The 16,627-nt window shown below is 63.3% G+C and carries 17 protein-coding genes; all 17 read left to right on the top strand.

What is annotated here, in order from left to right; translation table 11 throughout:
- The first annotated feature begins 8 nt into the window (after nucleotides 1-8).
- The 17 genes from KW841_RS11020 to KW841_RS10940 all read left to right on the top strand — a co-directional run bounded on the left by KW841_RS11020 (nucleotide 9) and on the right by KW841_RS10940 (nucleotide 16,584).
- Nucleotides 9-263: an acyl carrier protein gene (locus tag KW841_RS11020; RefSeq protein ID WP_007972204.1), complete on the top strand. Its 255-nt coding sequence runs from the start codon at nucleotides 9-11 to the stop codon at nucleotides 261-263.
- A complete protein-coding gene (locus tag KW841_RS11015; RefSeq protein WP_218475913.1) occupies nucleotides 260-805 on the top strand; it encodes a hypothetical protein in 546 nt (181 codons plus the stop codon). The genes KW841_RS11020 and KW841_RS11015 overlap by 4 nt, the downstream gene beginning before the upstream one ends.
- Nucleotides 802-2,481 (top strand): acyl-CoA synthetase family protein, encoded by a 1,680-nt coding sequence (locus tag KW841_RS11010; protein ID WP_218475911.1) that lies wholly within the window; start codon nucleotides 802-804, stop codon nucleotides 2,479-2,481. The genes KW841_RS11015 and KW841_RS11010 overlap by 4 nt, the downstream gene beginning before the upstream one ends.
- A gap of 131 nt (nucleotides 2,482-2,612) precedes the next feature.
- Nucleotides 2,613-3,347, top strand: coding sequence for a glycosyltransferase family 2 protein (locus tag KW841_RS11005; protein WP_218475909.1), 735 nt, complete (start codon nucleotides 2,613-2,615; stop codon nucleotides 3,345-3,347).
- Nucleotides 3,344-4,285, top strand: coding sequence for a glycosyl transferase (locus tag KW841_RS11000; protein WP_217836985.1), 942 nt, complete (start codon nucleotides 3,344-3,346; stop codon nucleotides 4,283-4,285). The genes KW841_RS11005 and KW841_RS11000 overlap by 4 nt, the downstream gene beginning before the upstream one ends.
- Nucleotides 4,266-5,810, top strand: coding sequence for a histidine ammonia-lyase (hutH, locus tag KW841_RS10995; protein WP_218475907.1), 1,545 nt, complete (start codon nucleotides 4,266-4,268; stop codon nucleotides 5,808-5,810). Before KW841_RS11000 ends, hutH begins: the two co-directional genes overlap by 20 nt.
- Nucleotides 5,803-6,228: a thioesterase family protein gene (locus KW841_RS10990; protein WP_007974600.1), complete on the top strand. Its 426-nt coding sequence runs from the start codon at nucleotides 5,803-5,805 to the stop codon at nucleotides 6,226-6,228. Before hutH ends, KW841_RS10990 begins: the two co-directional genes overlap by 8 nt.
- Nucleotides 6,225-6,929 (top strand): outer membrane lipoprotein carrier protein LolA, encoded by a 705-nt coding sequence (locus KW841_RS10985; RefSeq protein WP_218475905.1) that lies wholly within the window; start codon nucleotides 6,225-6,227, stop codon nucleotides 6,927-6,929. Before KW841_RS10990 ends, KW841_RS10985 begins: the two co-directional genes overlap by 4 nt.
- Nucleotides 6,913-9,252: an MMPL family transporter gene (locus KW841_RS10980; RefSeq protein WP_218475903.1), complete on the top strand. Its 2,340-nt coding sequence runs from the start codon at nucleotides 6,913-6,915 to the stop codon at nucleotides 9,250-9,252. Before KW841_RS10985 ends, KW841_RS10980 begins: the two co-directional genes overlap by 17 nt.
- Complete coding sequence (locus KW841_RS10975) at nucleotides 9,252-10,409, top strand: sodium:proton antiporter (protein ID WP_218476204.1); 1,158 nt, start codon at nucleotides 9,252-9,254, stop codon at nucleotides 10,407-10,409. The genes KW841_RS10980 and KW841_RS10975 overlap by 1 nt, the downstream gene beginning before the upstream one ends.
- Nucleotides 10,396-11,643: an NAD(P)/FAD-dependent oxidoreductase gene (locus KW841_RS10970; RefSeq protein ID WP_218475900.1), complete on the top strand. Its 1,248-nt coding sequence runs from the start codon at nucleotides 10,396-10,398 to the stop codon at nucleotides 11,641-11,643. The genes KW841_RS10975 and KW841_RS10970 overlap by 14 nt, the downstream gene beginning before the upstream one ends.
- Nucleotides 11,640-12,365 carry a class I SAM-dependent methyltransferase gene (locus KW841_RS10965; RefSeq protein ID WP_218475898.1) on the top strand — a complete coding sequence of 242 codons (726 nt, stop codon included), beginning with the start codon at nucleotides 11,640-11,642 and terminating at the stop codon, nucleotides 12,363-12,365. The genes KW841_RS10970 and KW841_RS10965 overlap by 4 nt, the downstream gene beginning before the upstream one ends.
- Nucleotides 12,365-12,982: a hypothetical protein gene (locus tag KW841_RS10960; RefSeq protein WP_218475896.1), complete on the top strand. Its 618-nt coding sequence runs from the start codon at nucleotides 12,365-12,367 to the stop codon at nucleotides 12,980-12,982. The genes KW841_RS10965 and KW841_RS10960 overlap by 1 nt, the downstream gene beginning before the upstream one ends.
- Nucleotides 12,979-14,175, top strand: coding sequence for a beta-ketoacyl-[acyl-carrier-protein] synthase family protein (locus KW841_RS10955; RefSeq protein WP_218475894.1), 1,197 nt, complete (start codon nucleotides 12,979-12,981; stop codon nucleotides 14,173-14,175). Before KW841_RS10960 ends, KW841_RS10955 begins: the two co-directional genes overlap by 4 nt.
- Nucleotides 14,172-14,633 carry a hotdog family protein gene (locus tag KW841_RS10950; protein ID WP_218475892.1) on the top strand — a complete coding sequence of 154 codons (462 nt, stop codon included), beginning with the start codon at nucleotides 14,172-14,174 and terminating at the stop codon, nucleotides 14,631-14,633. Before KW841_RS10955 ends, KW841_RS10950 begins: the two co-directional genes overlap by 4 nt.
- On the top strand, nucleotides 14,630-15,358 hold the full coding sequence (gene fabG / locus KW841_RS10945; protein WP_218475890.1) for a 3-oxoacyl-ACP reductase FabG: 729 nt from the start codon (nucleotides 14,630-14,632) through the stop codon (nucleotides 15,356-15,358). The genes KW841_RS10950 and fabG overlap by 4 nt, the downstream gene beginning before the upstream one ends.
- Nucleotides 15,358-16,584, top strand: a complete 1,227-nt coding sequence (locus KW841_RS10940) for a beta-ketoacyl-ACP synthase (protein ID WP_218475888.1) — start codon at nucleotides 15,358-15,360, stop codon at nucleotides 16,582-16,584. The genes fabG and KW841_RS10940 overlap by 1 nt, the downstream gene beginning before the upstream one ends.
- The last annotated feature ends 43 nt before the right edge of the window (nucleotides 16,585-16,627 follow it).

Genomic DNA, 16,627 nt, shown 5'->3' with positions numbered 1-16,627 from the left:
AGCGGACCATGCAAACTCGTGACGACATTTTCAACACCCTGCGCGATGCCCTGGTCGAACTCTTCGAACTGGACCCCGGGCGTGTGAGTCTGGAATCCAACCTGTATCAGGACCTGGAAATCGACAGCATCGACGCGGTCGACCTGATCGATCACATCAAACGTCAGACGGGCAAGAAAATCGCCGCCGAAGAATTCAAATCGGTGCGTACCGTCAGTGACGTGGTCGAGGCGGTCTACCGTCTGGTTCAACCGGCCGCATGAGTCGAGTGATCGGCCTCGGCCTGCTGCTGGCGGGCCTTTTGTATCCCTTTGCGGTGTATTTCGGCATGGAGCACTTCGCCCCCTGGCAGTTCGGCCTGCTGCTGGGCGGACTGTGGCTGGCCCGGGCGCTGACCGGCAAACGTCGGCCCGGCAGCCTGTGGATGGCGACGGTGGCCATGGTGTTCTGCCTGTTGCTGGCACTGTTCGACAGCCCGGCGCTGTTGCGCTGGTATCCGGTGTTGATCAGCGTCTTCATGTTGGTGCTGTTCGGCTCGAGCCTGACATTCGGCCCACCGATCGTTGAACGCCTGGCCCGGGTACGCGAGCCGCAATTGCCGGCCGAGGGCATTCGCTATACCCGCCAGGTGACCATCGCCTGGAGCGTCTTTTTTCTATGCAACGGTTTGTGTGCCGCCGCCCTGACCCTCTGGGCGCCGCTGAGCTGGTGGACGCTGTACACCGGCCTGATCTCCTACGGATTGATAGGCCTGATGTTTGCCATTGAATGGCTGATACGACTAAGGGTACGAGGCCACCCATGAATTGGATAAAACTTGAGCACCTGCTGCTCAAGGCCCGGCCGGACCGTGCCATCACGACCGGTCCGGCACTGGATCACGCCCGACTCTGCGAACTGTCGCTGAGCCTGGCCGCCGGCCTGCAAGCCCGGGGTGTACGGCAGATGGCCGTGCACCTTGAGGATGCCGCTGACCTGGCGATTGCCCTGCTTGGTGCCTGGCGTGCCGGGGTCAGCGTGCTGCTGCCTTCGGACCTGCAACCGCAGACCCGCCAACGCTGGTCGAATGACGTCGATCTGTGGCTGACCGATCAACCGGGCGACATGCACCTTGGCGATTTCCAACAGCCACCGCTCAGTGCCGCTGTACTGGACCTGGATCACTGTCGGCTGAGCCTGTGCACATCCGGTTCCAGTGGCGAACCCAAGCGCATCGAAAAAAACCTGCGTCAACTGGCCAATGAAATCGAAGCCCTGGAACAGCTGTGGGGCTCTGGCCTGGGCCCGGCGTGCATCATTGGCAGCGTCGCCACCCAGCACATCTACGGTTTGTTGTTTCGGGTACTGTGGCCGTTGTGCGCCGGACGTCCGTTCGTACGCAAGCAATTGGCGTTCCCGGAAGACCTGCAACGTGCCAGCCGCGAGCACCCGGCCTTTGCCTGGGTGGCCAGCCCGGCGCTGCTCAAGCGCATGGGCGACAACCTCGACTGGCCTGCCTTGAGCTGCGTACGCCGGGTGTTTTCCTCCGGCGGCGCATTGCCGGTCGAGGCCGCACAGAGCCTGCATGAGCGTCTCGGGCAATGGCCAACGGAAATTTTCGGCAGCTCGGAAACCGGCGGCATCGCCTGGCGTCAGGGCGCCGAACTCTGGCAACCCTTTGCCGATGTCACACTGACTCAAGACAGTGAGGGTGCGCTGCTGATCGCTTCGCCCTACTTGCCTGACGGTCATGTCGAACAGACTGCCGACTCAGCACGCATCGCCGTCGATGGTCGCTTCGAATTGCTCGGGCGACTGGACCGGATCGTCAAACTGGAAGAGAAACGCATCTCGCTGCCGATGCTGGAACAGGCGCTGATGGCCCATGACTGGGTCAGCGAAGCGCGGCTCGGCGTGGTTCAGGAAAACCGCGCTTCCCTGGGGGCGTTAGTGGTCCCGAGCGAAGCCGGTTTGCATGCTCTGCGTAATCTGGGCCGACGCAGCCTCACCGAGCAATTGCGCCAACACCTGAGCCAACACTGCGAAACCCTGGCTCTGCCGAGACGCTGGCGCCTGCTGCGACAACTGCCACTGAACGCTCAGGGCAAACTGCCCCAAGCCGACGTCGACGCCCTGCTGTTGGCGTCGCGCCCCAAAGCCCCGGAGGTGCTGGAGCAAGTCGAAAGCGATGGCGAGTGGAGCCTGCAACTGGCCGTGCCACCGGACCTGGCCTATTTCAGCGGTCATTTCCCCAAGGCGCCGGTATTGCCTGGCGTGGTGCAGGTGGACTGGGCGCTGAGCCTGGGCCGGCAACTGATGAACCTGCCGGAAAAATTCGCCGGCATGGAAGTCTTGAAGTTCCAGCAACTGGTGCGCCCGGGCGATGAAATCCAGCTGCACCTGCGCTTCGACCCGGCGCGCGGCAAACTCTATTTCGCCTACCGCAACGAAACCGCCACCTGCTCCAGCGGGCGGATCTTGCTGGAGGCGGCGCATGTGTAAGTTTGGTGAGTGCTGCGCACTCATTCGCGAGCAAGCCCGCTCCCACACTGGATTGGTGAACGACACAGCCCCCCTGTGGGAGCGGGCTTGCTCGCGAAACAGACACCACGGTCCCTCAGGTGTACACCAACATGCATAGCCCCTGCGCCATTGTCCCGGTGTACAACCACGAAGGCGCCATCACCACAGTGGTCGATGCGCTGATCGCCAACCATCTGCCGTGCATCCTGGTGGACGATGCCAGCAGCCCGCGCTGCGCCCGGGTTCTGGACCGCCTGGCCCAGCGTGAAATGGTTTACCTGATCCGCCTCGCCGAAAATCAGGGCAAGGGCGGCGCGGTCATGACCGGCTTGCGCGAAGCCTCACGCCTGGGTTTCAGCCATGCCTTGCAGGTGGACGCCGATGGCCAGCACGATTTGCAGGACGTCAAACGCTTCATCGAACAATCACGCCGCCACCCACGGGCGGTGATCTGCGGTTATCCGCAATATGACGCCAGCGTACCGAAAGGCCGTTTGTATGCGCGCTACCTCACCCACGTCATGGTCTGGATCAACACCCTGTCGTTGCGGATTCGCGACTCCATGTGCGGTTTCCGGGTTTACCCGTTGCCACCGGTTCTGGCGTTGATCGAGTCGGCGAAAATCGGCAAGCGCATGGACTTCGATTCGGACATCCTGGTGCGCCTGGCCTGGCGCAATCAGCCGATGTTATGGCTGCAAACCAAAGTCCGTTACCCGCTGGACGGCGTTTCGCATTTTCGGATGTTCCACGACAACGTGCTGATTTCCAGCATGCACACGCGGCTGTTCTTCGGCATGTTGCTGCGCTCACCCATGATCCTCTGGCGACGGTGGCGGTCATGAGTGCCGACAAACAACATTGGGCCGACCGCGAAGAGCGCGGCAGTTTCTGGCTGATGAAGCTCACCGCATTCGGCGCCAAAGTGCTGGGCCGTCGAGTACTGAGTCCGGTGTTGTACGGCATCGTCCTGTACTTCTTCCTGTTCGGGCGCAGTGCGCGACACAGTGCCTGGCAATACCAGCAACGCCTGGCCGACTGGAGCGGGCGCAACGAACTGCGCCCAAGCCATTGGCGGGTATTCGGCCAGTTCATGGCGTTCGCCGACTCCATGCTCGACAAACTCGACGTATGGAACGGCAGGCTGAGCATCGAGCAGATCGAAATCATCGACCCGGCGCTGCTGCGCGACCAGTTGCGCGCTGCCCGCGGCCAGATGCTGGTCGGCGCACACCTGGGCAACCTGGAAGTCTGCCGCGCACTGGCGGAAATCGGCGAAAAGGTCACGATGAACGTGCTGGTGCACACCAAGCACGCCGAACAGTTCAACCGTTTGCTGGGTGAAGCCGGGGCGACCAACTTGCGCCTGATTCAGGTCAGCGAACTGGACCCGGGGATCATGCTGCAATTGAGCGAGCGCCTGGAGCGCGGCGAGTGGCTGGCGATTGCCGGCGACCGCGTGCCACTGCATGGCGGGCGCAGCGTGACCGTGGACTTTCTCGGCCATCCGGCCAGATTCCCTCAAGGCCCGTGGTTGCTGGCCGGCCTGCTGAAATGCCCGATCAATCTGCTGCTGTGCCTGAAAAAGCCCGATGGCGACTATCGACTGACCATTGAACCCTTCGCTGAGGCAATCACCTGGATACGCAGCGACCGTGAACAGGTCATTCATCAGTGGGCGTCCCGCTACGCCGAGCGCCTGAGTCACTATTGCCTCGAAGCGCCCCAACAATGGTTCAACTTTTACCCTTTCTGGAAGACCGATGACGACGCCAACGCTTGAGCCGGTAACCTTCGGCGAACGCCCTCTGCGCATTGAAGATGTGCTGGCACTGGCCAACCGCAAGGTGCCGGCGCAGTTGCAAAGCGATCCCGCCTACCGCGAGCGCATCGCCAAGGGCGCGCGTTTTCTCGACTCGCTGCTGGACAAGGAAGGCGTGATCTACGGCGTGACCACCGGTTATGGCGATTCCTGCGTGGTCGCGGTGCCGCTGCATCACGTCGAAGCGCTGCCGCAGCATCTGTACACCTTCCACGGCTGCGGGCTGGGCAGACTGCTCGACGCCCAGGCCACCCGCGCGGTATTGGCGGCGCGTCTGCAGTCGCTGTGCCACGGTGTTTCCGGGGTGCGCGTGGAGCTGCTGGAACGCCTGCAGGCGTTCCTTGAACACGACATCCTGCCGCTGATTCCGGAGGAAGGTTCGGTCGGCGCCAGCGGTGACCTGACGCCGCTTTCGTACGTTGCCGCCACGCTGTCCGGCGAACGCGAAGTGATGTTCCGCGGCGAACGCCGGCAGGCTGCCGATGTGCACCGCGAACTCGGCTGGCAACCACTGGTGTTGCGGCCGAAAGAAGCCCTGGCGCTGATGAACGGCACCGCCGTAATGACCGGCCTCGCCTGCCTGGCCTTCGCCCGTGCCGATTACCTGCTGCAACTGGCCACGCGCATCACCGCGCTGAACGTGGTCGCCCTGCAGGGCAACCCGGAGCACTTCGACGAGCGCCTGTTCGCCGCCAAGCCACATCCGGGGCAGATGCAGGTCGCCGCGTGGCTGCGCAAGGATCTGGCCATCGACGCGCCGACCGCCCCCTTGCATCGCCTGCAAGACCGCTATTCCCTGCGCTGCGCGCCCCATGTGCTGGGCGTGCTGGCCGACAGCCTGAACTGGCTGCGTTCGTTCATCGAGATTGAACTCAACAGCGCCAACGACAACCCGATCATCGACGCCGAAGCCGAGCGCGTGCTGCACGGCGGGCACTTCTACGGCGGGCACATCGCGTTCGCCATGGACAGCCTGAAAAACCTCGTGGCCAACGTCGCCGACCTGCTGGACCGGCAACTCGCGCTGCTGGTGGACGAGCGCTACAACCATGGCTTGCCGAGCAACCTGTCCGGCGCCACGGCTGACCGCGCCATGCTCAACCACGGCTTCAAGGCCGTGCAGATCGGTACCAGCGCCTGGACCGCCGAAGCGCTGAAAAACACCATGCCGGCCAGCGTCTTCTCGCGCTCCACCGAATGCCACAACCAGGACAAAGTCAGCATGGGCACCATCGCCGCCCGGGATGCGATCCGCGTATTGGAACTCACCGAACAAGTGGCAGCCGCCACCCTGCTGGCGGCCAATCAGGGCGTCTGGCTGCGCGGCCAGGCCGAAGATGCGCGACCACTGCCACCCGCACTGGCCGCCATGCACGAAGCCTTGACCGGGGACTTCCCACCGGTCATCGAAGACCGCGCGCTGGAAGGCGAGTTGCGCCTGTGCCTGCAGCGCATCGCTGAACAACACTGGAGGCTGCATGCGTAGCAAGGGACTTCTGCACACCGACACGGAAATCGTCGTGCCCTTCTTTGACGTCGACAGCATGCACGTGGTCTGGCACGGCCATTATGTCAAATACCTGGAAGTCGCCCGCTGCGCGCTGCTGGACACGATCGGCCACAACTACACGGCGATGAACGAATCCGGCTACGCGTGGCCGGTGATCGACCTGCAATTGCGCTACGTACGCGGCGCGGTGTTCGGCCAGAAACTCAACGTGCGCGCCAACCTGGTGGAGTGGGAGAACCGCTTGAAGATCAACTACCTGATCAGCGATCTGCAGACCGGTGAACGCCTGACCCGGGCCATGACGGTACAGGTCGCCGTCGACCTCGCCAGCCGCGAGATGCAGCTGGCCTCGCCCAAGGTGTTCACCGACGCCGTTGAAAGGGCCCTGCCATGATGTTCTGCCACCCCCGCCCCCCTGTAGGAGCGAGCCTGCTCGCGATGGTCGCTAACGATGACACCGGGCCCCTGACACCCCGCGGCTTTCTCAGGTTTTTCGCGAGCAAGCTCGCTCCTACGGTGTTCTGCGTGCTACTGGGTATTCCTGGACTGGCCCATGCCTTCGACCTGCAACAACTCAGCGAGCAACTGGCCAAACCCGAGGTGATCCACGGCAACTTCATCCAGGAGAAACACCTGCGCGCCCTGCCCCAGCCGCTGACCAGCAAGGGCTCGTTCGTGCTGGCAAAAAACCACGGTTTGTTGTGGCTGCTGAAAACGCCGTTGCAGCAGGACTATCGCATCACCGCCAAAGGCATTGCCCGGCGTGACGGCATTGTTTGGCAAATGCTGCCGGGCAAAAGCGCCGGTGCCGAGCAGAACCGTTTGTTCCTCGCTGTGCTGCAAGGCGACAGCAGCGGCCTGCAACGGGATTTCGAGCTGTCCCTGAGCGGCGACGCACAGAACTGGAAGCTCACGCTGGTGCCGCGCTCGATGCTGCTCAAGCAGGTGTTCAACCAGATCAACATTACCGGCGCAGCACTGGTGCAGAGCATCGAACTGCTCGAAACCCAGGGCGACAGTACGTTGTTGCGCATGCAGGACAGCACCAGCGCGCAACCGTTGAGCGACGCGGAGCAACATGACTTTGCCGAGTGAACGGTTACTGCCACGCCTGTTTCTGATCCTGCTGCTGGCAGTGCTGGCGCTCGCGGGTTGGCAATGGCGTGACGGCGCGCCACTGTCGGCGAACCTGATGGAACTGGTGCCCGGCACGGCGCCCGACGCCCTGGAACTGCGCGCAGAACAACGCATGCAAGAACCGCTGAACCGCGAAATGCTGGTGCTGGTGGGCCACACCGATCGCCAGCAAGCCGTTGCCATGGCGCAAACCCTCGGCGAGCAATGGCAGGCCAGCGGACTGTTCGAAAAGGTCCAGTGGACCCTGCAAGCCGACTTGCCGGCGCTGCGCACGCAATTGCTGCAAGGTCGCCTGGCGATGCTCTCGGCGGTGGACCGACAACTGCTGATCGAGCACCCCGACACCTTTATCCAGCAGCGCGTGCAAGCCTTGTTCGATCCGTTCAACGGTTACAGCCTGGTGCCGAGCCAGGATGACTGGCTGGGCCTGACCGGGCGTATCCAGAACAGCCAGCCGCAACGCGGTTCGGTGCAACTGGACATCGGCAGTGGCACCCTGGTCGCCGATGCCGATGGCAAAAGCTGGGTGCTGCTGCGCGCGCGCACCACCGGCAACGCCTTCGACATGAACCTGCCGCTGCAAGTGGCCGACCTGCTCGAGCACAGCCGCGAACAAGCTGCGCAGCACGAGGTGCAACTGCTCGCCGCCAGCGGCTTGCTGTACGCGGCCCACGGGCAACAGCAGGCCGCCCGGGAGATGACCTGGGTCGGTGGCGGTGCCACCGTCGGGATTCTGTTGCTGCTGCTGTTGGCCTTCCGGCGCTGGCGTGTGTTGCTGGCGTTCGTGCCGGTGCTGGTGGGCATGCTCTTCGGAGCGGTGGCCTGCGTGGCGCTGTTCGGCCATATGCACGTGATGACCCTGGTACTGGGTTCGAGCCTGATCGGTGTGGCGGTCGACTACCCGCTGCACTACCTGTCCAAAAGCTGGAGCCTGAAACCCTGGCACAGCTGGCCTGCCCTGCGCCTGACCCTGCCAGGGTTGACCCTGAGCCTGATCACCAGCGGTATCGGCTACCTGGCCCTGGCCTGGACACCCTTCCCGGCGCTGACCCAGATTGCCGTGTTCTCTGCCGCCGGTTTGCTCGGCGCCTATTTGTCCGCCGTGTGCCTACTGCCGGCCTTGCTCAAGGGCGTGGAGCTACGTCCGGCGCAGTGGACATTGCGCGTTTGCGAGCTTTTGCTGGGCTGTCGTGAAGCACTGCTCAATCAAGTAAAAACGCCAGTCCTGCTGGCGCTGCTGATCGCCTTTTGCGTGGGCGGGCTGTTGCAGCTGAGCAGCAAAAACGACATCCGCCAGTGGATCAGCGCACCGCAACAATTGACCGACGAAGCCCGGACCATTGCACAGATCACCGGCTATCAACCCACCAGCCAGTTCTTCCTGATACGCGCCGCCAATCAGCAGCAATTGCTTGAACGCCAGACCGCTCTGAGCGAACGACTGGATCAATTGATTGGCCTGGAAAAACTCCAGGGGTATCTGTCGCTCAATCAACTGGTCAGCCCGCCGAACGCACAGCAGCAGGTGCGCGAAGCGTTGAGCAGACTGCCGGCGTTCTGGCAGCCGTTGCTCGACATCGGTGTACCGGCCGAGGCGCTGCAAGCCGAGCTGACGAAGCTACAGGCACTGCCGGCCGTGGACATCGACGCAGCGCTCAGCGGCCCGCTGGCAGAACCCTACCGGCCCCTGTGGCTGGGGCCGACCGAAGACGGCGTGGCCGCGATGGTCAGCCTGCAAGGCATCAACAACCCGGCCCTGCTGCGGCTCCAGGGCGAGGACTTACCCGGCGTGACACTGGTGGATCGACTGGGTGAATTGAACACTGTCTTCGCCGCCACCCAAATCAGTGCCGCCGAACTGAAACTCGCCTCCTGCGTGCTGATCGTGCTGGTGCTGATCCTGCCGTTCGGTCTCGGCGGTGCGTTGCGCATCGTCTCCCTGCCGCTGCTGGCGGCGTTGTGCAGCCTGGCCAGCCTCGGTTGGCTGGGGCAGCCGTTGACCCTGTTCAGCCTGTTCGGCCTGCTGCTGGTGACGGCGATCAGCGTCGATTACGCGATCCTGATGCGCGAACAGGTCGGCGGCGCGGCCGTGAGCCTGTTGGGCACCCTGCTGGCAGCGTTGACCACCTGGTTGTCGTTCGGTCTGCTGGCGGTGTCGAGCACCCCGGCGGTGAGCAACTTCGGATTGTCGGTGAGCCTCGGCCTGGTCTTCAGCTTCCTGCTGGCACCCTGGGCCGGTCGACAGGTGCACGAGCCCACAGCCGCGGAGCATGCAACGTGATGATCGTTCTGTTCTGGGCGATGGCCCTGGCGTTGTTCGCACTGGCGACCCGTGTCGGCCGGCATTTCGGCCTGATTCCCATCGTCAGCCAGTTGTTGCTGGCAACCCTCGGTTTGCCGCTGCTGATGTATTTCTGGGTCGAGCCGCAATGGCATCTGAGCGGTGCGCAACTGGTGTCGCCGGGCTGGCTGAAGAACCTCTACAGCCTGAGTTTTGCCCTGTTACTGGGCTACATCCTCAGCGATGTGATCGACCTGCAACTGGATCGCCAGAGCCTGAAAATCGCCCTGCCGAGCTTTTGCATTCCGTTTGCCTGCGGCTTGGCCACGGCCGTCTGGCTGTTGCCGGCGCAACCCTGGATCAGCTCGCTGGCCGTCGGCCTGTTGTTCGCCATCACCGCGATTCCGGTGCTGTACCTGTACCTGCGACACATCGATTACCCGCCCGCCGCCACCCGGCGCCTGGTGCAAACCGCGATCCTCATCGACCTCGCCTGCTGGACTGTGTTCGGCCTCGCCCAGGGCAGCCTGCACCTGAGCAGCCTGTTGCTGCCTCTGGCCGGCGCCTGCCTGCCGGTGCTGCTGCGGCTGCTTGGCTTGCGCCAGACCTGGCTTTACAGCCTGTGTTTTTTCGCCCTGCTGGTCGTCGCCGAGCACTACAAGCTCAATGCACTGATTTTCGGCATCGGCTATGTGTTGATCATGGCTGCGTTGAAAGCGCCGCTGGTGCTGCCGTTGCCGGCCATCTGGATGAGCCGTTTGCAGACGTACATCGCCATCCCGTTGATCCTCACGTTCGGCATCGTGCAGATCAACGTGCACAGCGCGATGGACAGCCTCGGCTGGGTGCAACTGGTCGCCCTGCTGCTGTTGCCGATGCTGAGCAAACTGCTGGGCAACTGGCTCGGCCTCGGCTGGGCCGGGGCGTCGTTCAAGGGCGCCAGCCGCTGGCGGGAAAGTGTGCTGCTGAACATCCGCGGCTTGAGCGAGATCGTCTTTCTCAACCTGTTGCTGCAACAGCAACTCATCAGCCCGCCGCTGTACTTTGCGCTGATGCTGATGGGTCTGATCGCTACACTGCTGCCAGCCCTGACCGGTATGCACCGAATCCCCCTGAAAGCCGCTGTCCCGGCAAGGAGCCCTCATGCCAACCGTTGAAATGGAATGCCGCCAGGTCGTGGTCATCGGTGCCGGTCCTTCGGGTGCCATCGCCGCCGCGTTGCTCAAGCGCAAGGGACACGATGTGCTGGTGATCGAGCGTCAGCATTTTCCACGTTTTTCCATCGGTGAAAGCCTGTTGGCCCATTGCCTGGATTTCGTCGAAGAAGCGGGCATGCTCGACGCCGTCAACGCGGCCGGCTTCCAGGTGAAAACCGGTGCCGCCTTTGCCTGGGGCGAACGTTACAGCGCGTTCGATTTCGGCGAGACGTTCAGCCACGGCAAATCAACGACATTTCAGGTCCAGCGCGCCGATTTCGACAAGCTGCTGGCCGATCAGGCCGCGCTGCAAGGCGTGGAGATCCGCTATGGCGAAACGATCGTCAGCGTCGACATCGAACCGGAAAAACCACAGCTCGGCGTGCGCCGCGAGGACGGCAGCGAATACCGCATCGAGGCCGGTTTCATGCTCGATGCCAGTGGCTACGGCCGCGTGCTGCCGCGCTTGCTCGACCTCGAGGCGCCGTCGAACTTCCCGGTGCGCCAGGCCGTGTTCACCCATATCGAAGACCGTATCGACCACCCGGCCTTCGACCGCAGCAAGATCCTCGTGACCACTCATCCGACCCAACGAGACCTGTGGTTCTGGACCATTCCGTTCAGCAACGGACGCTGCTCGGTCGGCGTGGTCGCCGCCGAGGAACGTTTCGCCGGCCGCAGCGACAATCTGGACGAGTGCCTGCGCGGCTTTATCGGCGAGACGCCAAGCCTGGCCGGCGTGTTGACCAACGCGCGCTGGGACACCCCGGCCCGCACCATCGGCGGTTACTCGGCCAACGTCAAAACCCTGCACGGTCCGGGCTTCGCGCTGCTGGGCAATGCCGCGGAATTCCTCGACCCGGTGTTTTCCTCCGGCGTGACCATCGCCATGCGTTCGGCGAGCATGGCGGCCGGGGTATTGCACCGCCAGCTGCAAGGCGAAGCCGTCGACTGGCAAACCGAATTCGCCGAGCCGCTCAAGCGCGGCGTCGACACCTTCCGTTGCTACGTCGAAGGCTGGTACGCCGGGACTTTCCAGGATGTGATTTTCCATGAGAGCAGTTCACCGGAAATTCGCGGAATGATCAGCTCCATCCTTGCAGGGTATGCCTGGGACCCACGCAACCCGTTCGTCAGCGAAGCCCGGCGCCGGTTGAAGGTGATTTCGGAGTTCTGCGCAAGGGATGCGTCATGAACCATTTGAGCGACCATTACGTCGAAGAAACCCGTTTCGGTTTGTGGTTCCTGCGCAGCCGGATCTGGCAACACTATGTGCTGCGGCTGGCGGTCAACGATTTGCGCGGCCTGTTCAGCGAAGCGCCGCCTGCCGACCCGGTACTGCTGGATGCCGGCTGTGGTCAGGGCAAGTCATTCGCGCTGCTGCGCCAGGCCTTTGCGCCCGCTCGCCTGATCGGCATCGATGCCGACCCGCAGAGCCTCACCCAGAGCGCCGAAGAAGCAGCCCGCCAGGGCATGGACGTGGAGCTGATCGGCAGCGACTGCGCGAACCTCAAGCTGGCGGACGCCAGTATCGACCTGCTGTTCTGTCACCAGACGTTCCATCACCTGGTGCAGCAGGAACAGGCCCTGGCCGAGTTCTACCGCGTGCTCAAGCCGGGCGGTTATCTGCTGTTCGCCGAGTCCACCGAGGCCTACATTGATACTTGGGTGATCCGCTGGTTGTTCCGCCACCCCATGCACGTGCAGAAAAGCGCGGCGCAATACCTGCAAATGATCCGACAACAGGGTTTCGAATTTACCGCGCAAAACGTGTCTTATCCGTACCTGTGGTGGAGTCGCGCCAAAGATTTCGGCCTGCTCGAATACTTGGGTGTGTGCAAGCCAAAACCCTTTGGCCAACGGGAAGAAACCCTGGTCAATGTGGTGGCGCGCAAACCTTTTGAAGGAACTGTGTGATGTCGATTACCCGTCGCCTGGAATACTCAACCTGTGGGAGCGAGCTTGCTCGCGATAGCGGTGGGTCAGCCAATATCAATGCTGAATGTATCGCCGCCATCGCGAGCAAGCTCGCTCCCACAGGGGTAGTCGGTGTGTTGCGATTTCTGCTATTTGCCGTGGCCCTGCTGCTAAGCGCCTGCACCAGCCGGGCGCCATTGCCCGAAAAAAATCCGGATCTGCCGTTGCCGCTGCAATTGCATATCCAGCTATTGAAACCCGACGACCGCCTGGACTGGGTCGTGGTGATCCAGCGCGAAGAGACGGGCATTCGCTGGTCGATGATGGACCTGCTGGGCATTCCCCAGGCCCGCCAGCTATTGAACGATAAAACCTGGCACGCCGACGGCCTGTTGCCACCCAACCCGCAAGCCCGGGAACTATTCGCGGCGCTACTGTTTGCGCTGACGCCGAATGATGAACTGGCGGCCAACTATCCCGGCGCCTGGCAGCACGGCAGACAACGGTCCCTGCCCGAGCGCTGGGACGTCCGCTACACACAACCGCAGAATTTTGAATTGATGACTGCGAACGGTGCGACCTATCAAGTCACGCCCCTGAGCGGTGAAGCACCATGACGGCTTACCTCAATGCCCTCGGACTGGTCTGCGCGCTGGGCCGCGACAAGCAGGAGGTTGCCCGCCACCTGTTTGCCGGCGACTGCGGCGGCATGCGCGAACAAGCCGGGTGGGTGCCGCAACGCACGCTGCCGGTCGGCGCAGTCCAGGGCAACCTGGCACCCCTTCCAGCCGACATGTCGCGCCATCACAGTCGCAACAATCAGCTGTTGCTGGAAGCCACGCTGCAAATCCGCGCGGACATCGACAGCGCCATCCAGACTTACGGCCGCGATCGCATCGGCGTCGTGCTCGGCACCAGCACTTCGGGCATCGACGAGGCCAGCCAGGGCCTGGCGCACTACCTGCGCGAAAAGCAGTTCCCGCCCGAGTACGACTACCAGCAACAGGAGCTGGGTGCGCCGGCAAACTTCCTCGCAGAGTGGCTGCAACTGAGCGGGCCGGCCTATGTCATTTCCACGGCTTGCACCTCCAGTGCCCGAGCCCTGATGAGTGCCCAGCGCCTGTTGGACCTGGGCGTCTGCGACGCGGTGCTGTGTGGCGGTGTCGATACCCTGTGCAAGCTGACCCTCAACGGTTTCTCGGCACTGGAAGCGGTCTCGGACCAGCGTTGCAATCCGTTTTCGCTGAACCGCAATGGCATCAACATTGGCGAAGCGGCGGTGCTGTTCCTGATGACCAGAGACGCAGGCGACAGCCAGCCGATTGCCTTGCTCGGCAGCGGCGCCAGCTCCGATGCGCATCACATTTCCGCCCCCGAGCCGACCGGTCGAGGTGCCCTGCAGGCCATGCGCAAAGCCTTGGGCCGCGCCAACCTGCAACCGGAGCAGATCGCTTACCTGAACCTGCACGGTACCGCCACCCAGCACAACGACGCCATGGAAAGCCTGGCCGTGGCAACGCTGTTCCCGGCCGGCGTGCCCTGCTCATCGAGCAAACCCATGACCGGCCACACCCTCGGTGCAGCCGGGGCGCTGGAAGCGGCGTTCTGCTGGTTGAGCCTGAGCGCCGACAATCGCGGGCATGCCCTGCCGCCGCACATCTGGGACGGACAGCCCGATCCCGAACTGCCGCCGCTGCAATGGGTGACCCCGGCCACTCGCCTGACGTCCATTGCACCCCGTTACCTGATGAGCAATTCCTTTGCCTTCGGTGGCAACAACGTCAGCCTGATTATCGGAGACGCCCCATGATTGACTGGCCGCTCGCCGAACTGCTGCCCCACGCTGGCGACATGATCCTGATCGATCAGGTCCTGGGGTTCGATGAAGAGCAGATTCACACCCGCCTGACCGTCAAGCCCGATGGCCTGTTCAACCTCCCCGACGGCAGCCTGCCGGCCTGGGTCGGCATCGAACTGATGGCGCAAAGTGTTGCCGCCTTTGCCGGTTGCCATGCGCGTCAGCGCGGCGATGCGGTGGAATTGGGCTTCCTGCTCGGCAGCCGCAAATTCGAATGCAACGTGGAAAGCTTCCCGGCCGGTACCGAGTTGACCCTCCACGGGATTCGCTCCCTGGAGGACGACAACGGCATGGGCGTGTTCGAGTGCCACATCAACGGCAACGGTATCCACGCCACTGCCCGTCTGAACGTGTTCCGCCCCCCCCAGGCCGCTCAATATCTTCATGAACCCGAAGGAGTCCAGTCATGACTGAATCCGTACTGGTCACCGGTTCCAGCCGTGGCATCGGCCGCGCCATCGCCTTGCGCCTGGCCCTGGCCGGGCACGACATCGTGCTGCATTGCCGTAGCGGCCTGGCCGACGCCGAAGCCGTCAAGGCCGAAGTCGAGGCCTTGGGCCGCCGCGCGCGCATCCTGCAGTTCGACGTGGCCGACCGCGCCCGTTGCAAGGAAATTCTCGAAGCCGACGTGGAAACCCACGGTGCCTATTACGGCGTAGTGCTCAATGCCGGCCTGACCCGCGACGGCGCCTTTCCGGCCCTGAGCGAGGACGATTGGGATGTGGTGATGCGCACCAACCTCGATGGTTTCTACAACGTGCTGCACCCGGTAATGATGCCGATGATCCGGCGTCGCGCCGCCGGGCGAATTGTCTGCATCACCTCGGTGTCCGGGCTGATCGGCAACCGTGGCCAGGTCAACTACAGCGCTTCCAAGGCCGGGCTGATCGGCGCGGCCAAGGCATTGGCGATCGAGCTGGGCAAGCGCAAAATCACCGTTAACTGTGTCGCCCCCGGCCTGATCGACACAGCCATGCTCGACGAAAACGTGCCGGTGGAAGAACTGATGAAAATGATCCCCGCACAACGCATGGGCACCCCTGAAGAGGTGGCCGGCGCGGTGAATTTCCTGATGTCGGCGGAAGCCTCGTACATCACCCGGCAGGTTCTGGCCGTCAACGGAGGCCTGTGCTGATGAAGCGCGTCGTCGTCACCGGCATGGCCGGCATCACTTCACTGGGCAGCGACTGGGACACCATCGCCAGCAACTTCGCGGCCAACCGCAGCGGCATCCGCCGGATGGACGAGTGGGATCGTTTTACCGAACTCAACACACGCCTGGCAGCCCCCATCGATGACTTCACAGTGCCAAGCCACTGGACCCGCAAGCAACTGCGCAGCATGGGCCGGGTCTCGCGGCTGGCGGTGGGCGCGGCGGAGATGGCGCTGGCCGATGCCGGCCTGTTGGGCGACGAATCGATCAAGGACGGGCGCATGGGCGTCGCCTGCGGTTCCTCGACCGGCAGCACCGACGAGATCAAGGCGTTCGGCAACATGCTGCTCAACTCGGTGGCCGAGGGCCTGAACGCCAACTCCTACGTGCGGATGATGCCGCACACCACCGCGGCGAACATCAGCATCTTCTTCGGCCTCACCGGCCGACTGATTCCCACGTCCAGCGCCTGCACCAGCGGCAGCCAGGGCATCGGCTATGCCTACGAGGCGATCAAGTTCGGCCGCCTGCCGCTGATGCTCGCCGGCGGCGCCGAGGAACTATGCCCGACCGAAGCCATGGTCTTCGACGCGCTCTACGCCACCAGCCTGAAAAACGACACCCCACAACGCAGCCCGCGCCCTTACGACAGCGCACGCGACGGCCTGGTGATCGGCGAAGGCGGCGGCATGCTGGTGCTCGAAGAGCTGGAGCACGCCCTGGCCCGTGGCGCCCGCATCCATGCCGAGATCGTCGGTTTCGGCAGCAACGCCGACGGTCAGCACACCACCCGTCCGGAGCAAGTCACCATGCGCCGGGCCATGGAACTGGCCCTGGACGATGCCGGGCTGAAACCTTCGGACATCGGCTACGTCAACGGCCACGGCACCGCCACCGAACAGGGCGACATCGCCGAAACCCTGGCCACCAGCAGCCTGTTCGGCGAACACATGCCGATCAGCTCGCAGAAAAGCTTCCTCGGCCACACCCTCGGCGCCTGCGGTGCACTGGAATCCTGGTTCAGCATCGAAATGATGAACCGCGACCTCTACGCCCACACCTTCAACCTCGACGAAGTCGACCCGCATTGCGGCAAGCTCGACTACCTGCGCGGCGAGTTTCGACAGATGAGCAATCGGTACGTGATGAACAACAACTTTGCGTTTGGCGGGGTGAATACTTCGCTGATTTTCAAGCGCTGGCCTTGAGCCCCACGCTACAAATGTGGCGAGGGGGCTTGCCCCCGTTGGG

Source organism: Pseudomonas sp. PDM28 (assembly GCF_019219115.1).
Classification (GTDB): Bacteria; Pseudomonadota; Gammaproteobacteria; order Pseudomonadales; family Pseudomonadaceae; genus Aquipseudomonas; species Aquipseudomonas laurylsulfatiphila.
This window is presented reverse-complemented; position numbering and strand designations above follow the sequence as displayed.

What these genes read in the sequence shown, in the direction of transcription:
- KW841_RS11020 (WP_007972204.1), top strand. Translation starts at nt 9, where the DNA reads ATGCAAACTCGTGACGACATTTTCAACACCCTGCGCGATGCCCTGGTC.
- KW841_RS11015 (WP_218475913.1), top strand. Translation starts at nt 260, where the DNA reads ATGAGTCGAGTGATCGGCCTCGGCCTGCTGCTGGCGGGCCTTTTGTAT.
- KW841_RS11010 (WP_218475911.1), top strand. Translation starts at nt 802, where the DNA reads ATGAATTGGATAAAACTTGAGCACCTGCTGCTCAAGGCCCGGCCGGAC.
- KW841_RS11005 (WP_218475909.1), top strand. Translation starts at nt 2,613, where the DNA reads ATGCATAGCCCCTGCGCCATTGTCCCGGTGTACAACCACGAAGGCGCC.
- KW841_RS11000 (WP_217836985.1), top strand. Translation starts at nt 3,344, where the DNA reads ATGAGTGCCGACAAACAACATTGGGCCGACCGCGAAGAGCGCGGCAGT.
- hutH (WP_218475907.1), top strand. Translation starts at nt 4,266, where the DNA reads ATGACGACGCCAACGCTTGAGCCGGTAACCTTCGGCGAACGCCCTCTG.
- KW841_RS10990 (WP_007974600.1), top strand. Translation starts at nt 5,803, where the DNA reads ATGCGTAGCAAGGGACTTCTGCACACCGACACGGAAATCGTCGTGCCC.
- KW841_RS10985 (WP_218475905.1), top strand. Translation starts at nt 6,225, where the DNA reads ATGATGTTCTGCCACCCCCGCCCCCCTGTAGGAGCGAGCCTGCTCGCG.
- KW841_RS10980 (WP_218475903.1), top strand. Translation starts at nt 6,913, where the DNA reads ATGACTTTGCCGAGTGAACGGTTACTGCCACGCCTGTTTCTGATCCTG.
- KW841_RS10975 (WP_218476204.1), top strand. Translation starts at nt 9,252, where the DNA reads ATGATCGTTCTGTTCTGGGCGATGGCCCTGGCGTTGTTCGCACTGGCG.
- KW841_RS10970 (WP_218475900.1), top strand. Translation starts at nt 10,396, where the DNA reads ATGCCAACCGTTGAAATGGAATGCCGCCAGGTCGTGGTCATCGGTGCC.
- KW841_RS10965 (WP_218475898.1), top strand. Translation starts at nt 11,640, where the DNA reads ATGAACCATTTGAGCGACCATTACGTCGAAGAAACCCGTTTCGGTTTG.
- KW841_RS10960 (WP_218475896.1), top strand. Translation starts at nt 12,365, where the DNA reads ATGTCGATTACCCGTCGCCTGGAATACTCAACCTGTGGGAGCGAGCTT.
- KW841_RS10955 (WP_218475894.1), top strand. Translation starts at nt 12,979, where the DNA reads ATGACGGCTTACCTCAATGCCCTCGGACTGGTCTGCGCGCTGGGCCGC.
- KW841_RS10950 (WP_218475892.1), top strand. Translation starts at nt 14,172, where the DNA reads ATGATTGACTGGCCGCTCGCCGAACTGCTGCCCCACGCTGGCGACATG.
- fabG (WP_218475890.1), top strand. Translation starts at nt 14,630, where the DNA reads ATGACTGAATCCGTACTGGTCACCGGTTCCAGCCGTGGCATCGGCCGC.
- KW841_RS10940 (WP_218475888.1), top strand. Translation starts at nt 15,358, where the DNA reads ATGAAGCGCGTCGTCGTCACCGGCATGGCCGGCATCACTTCACTGGGC.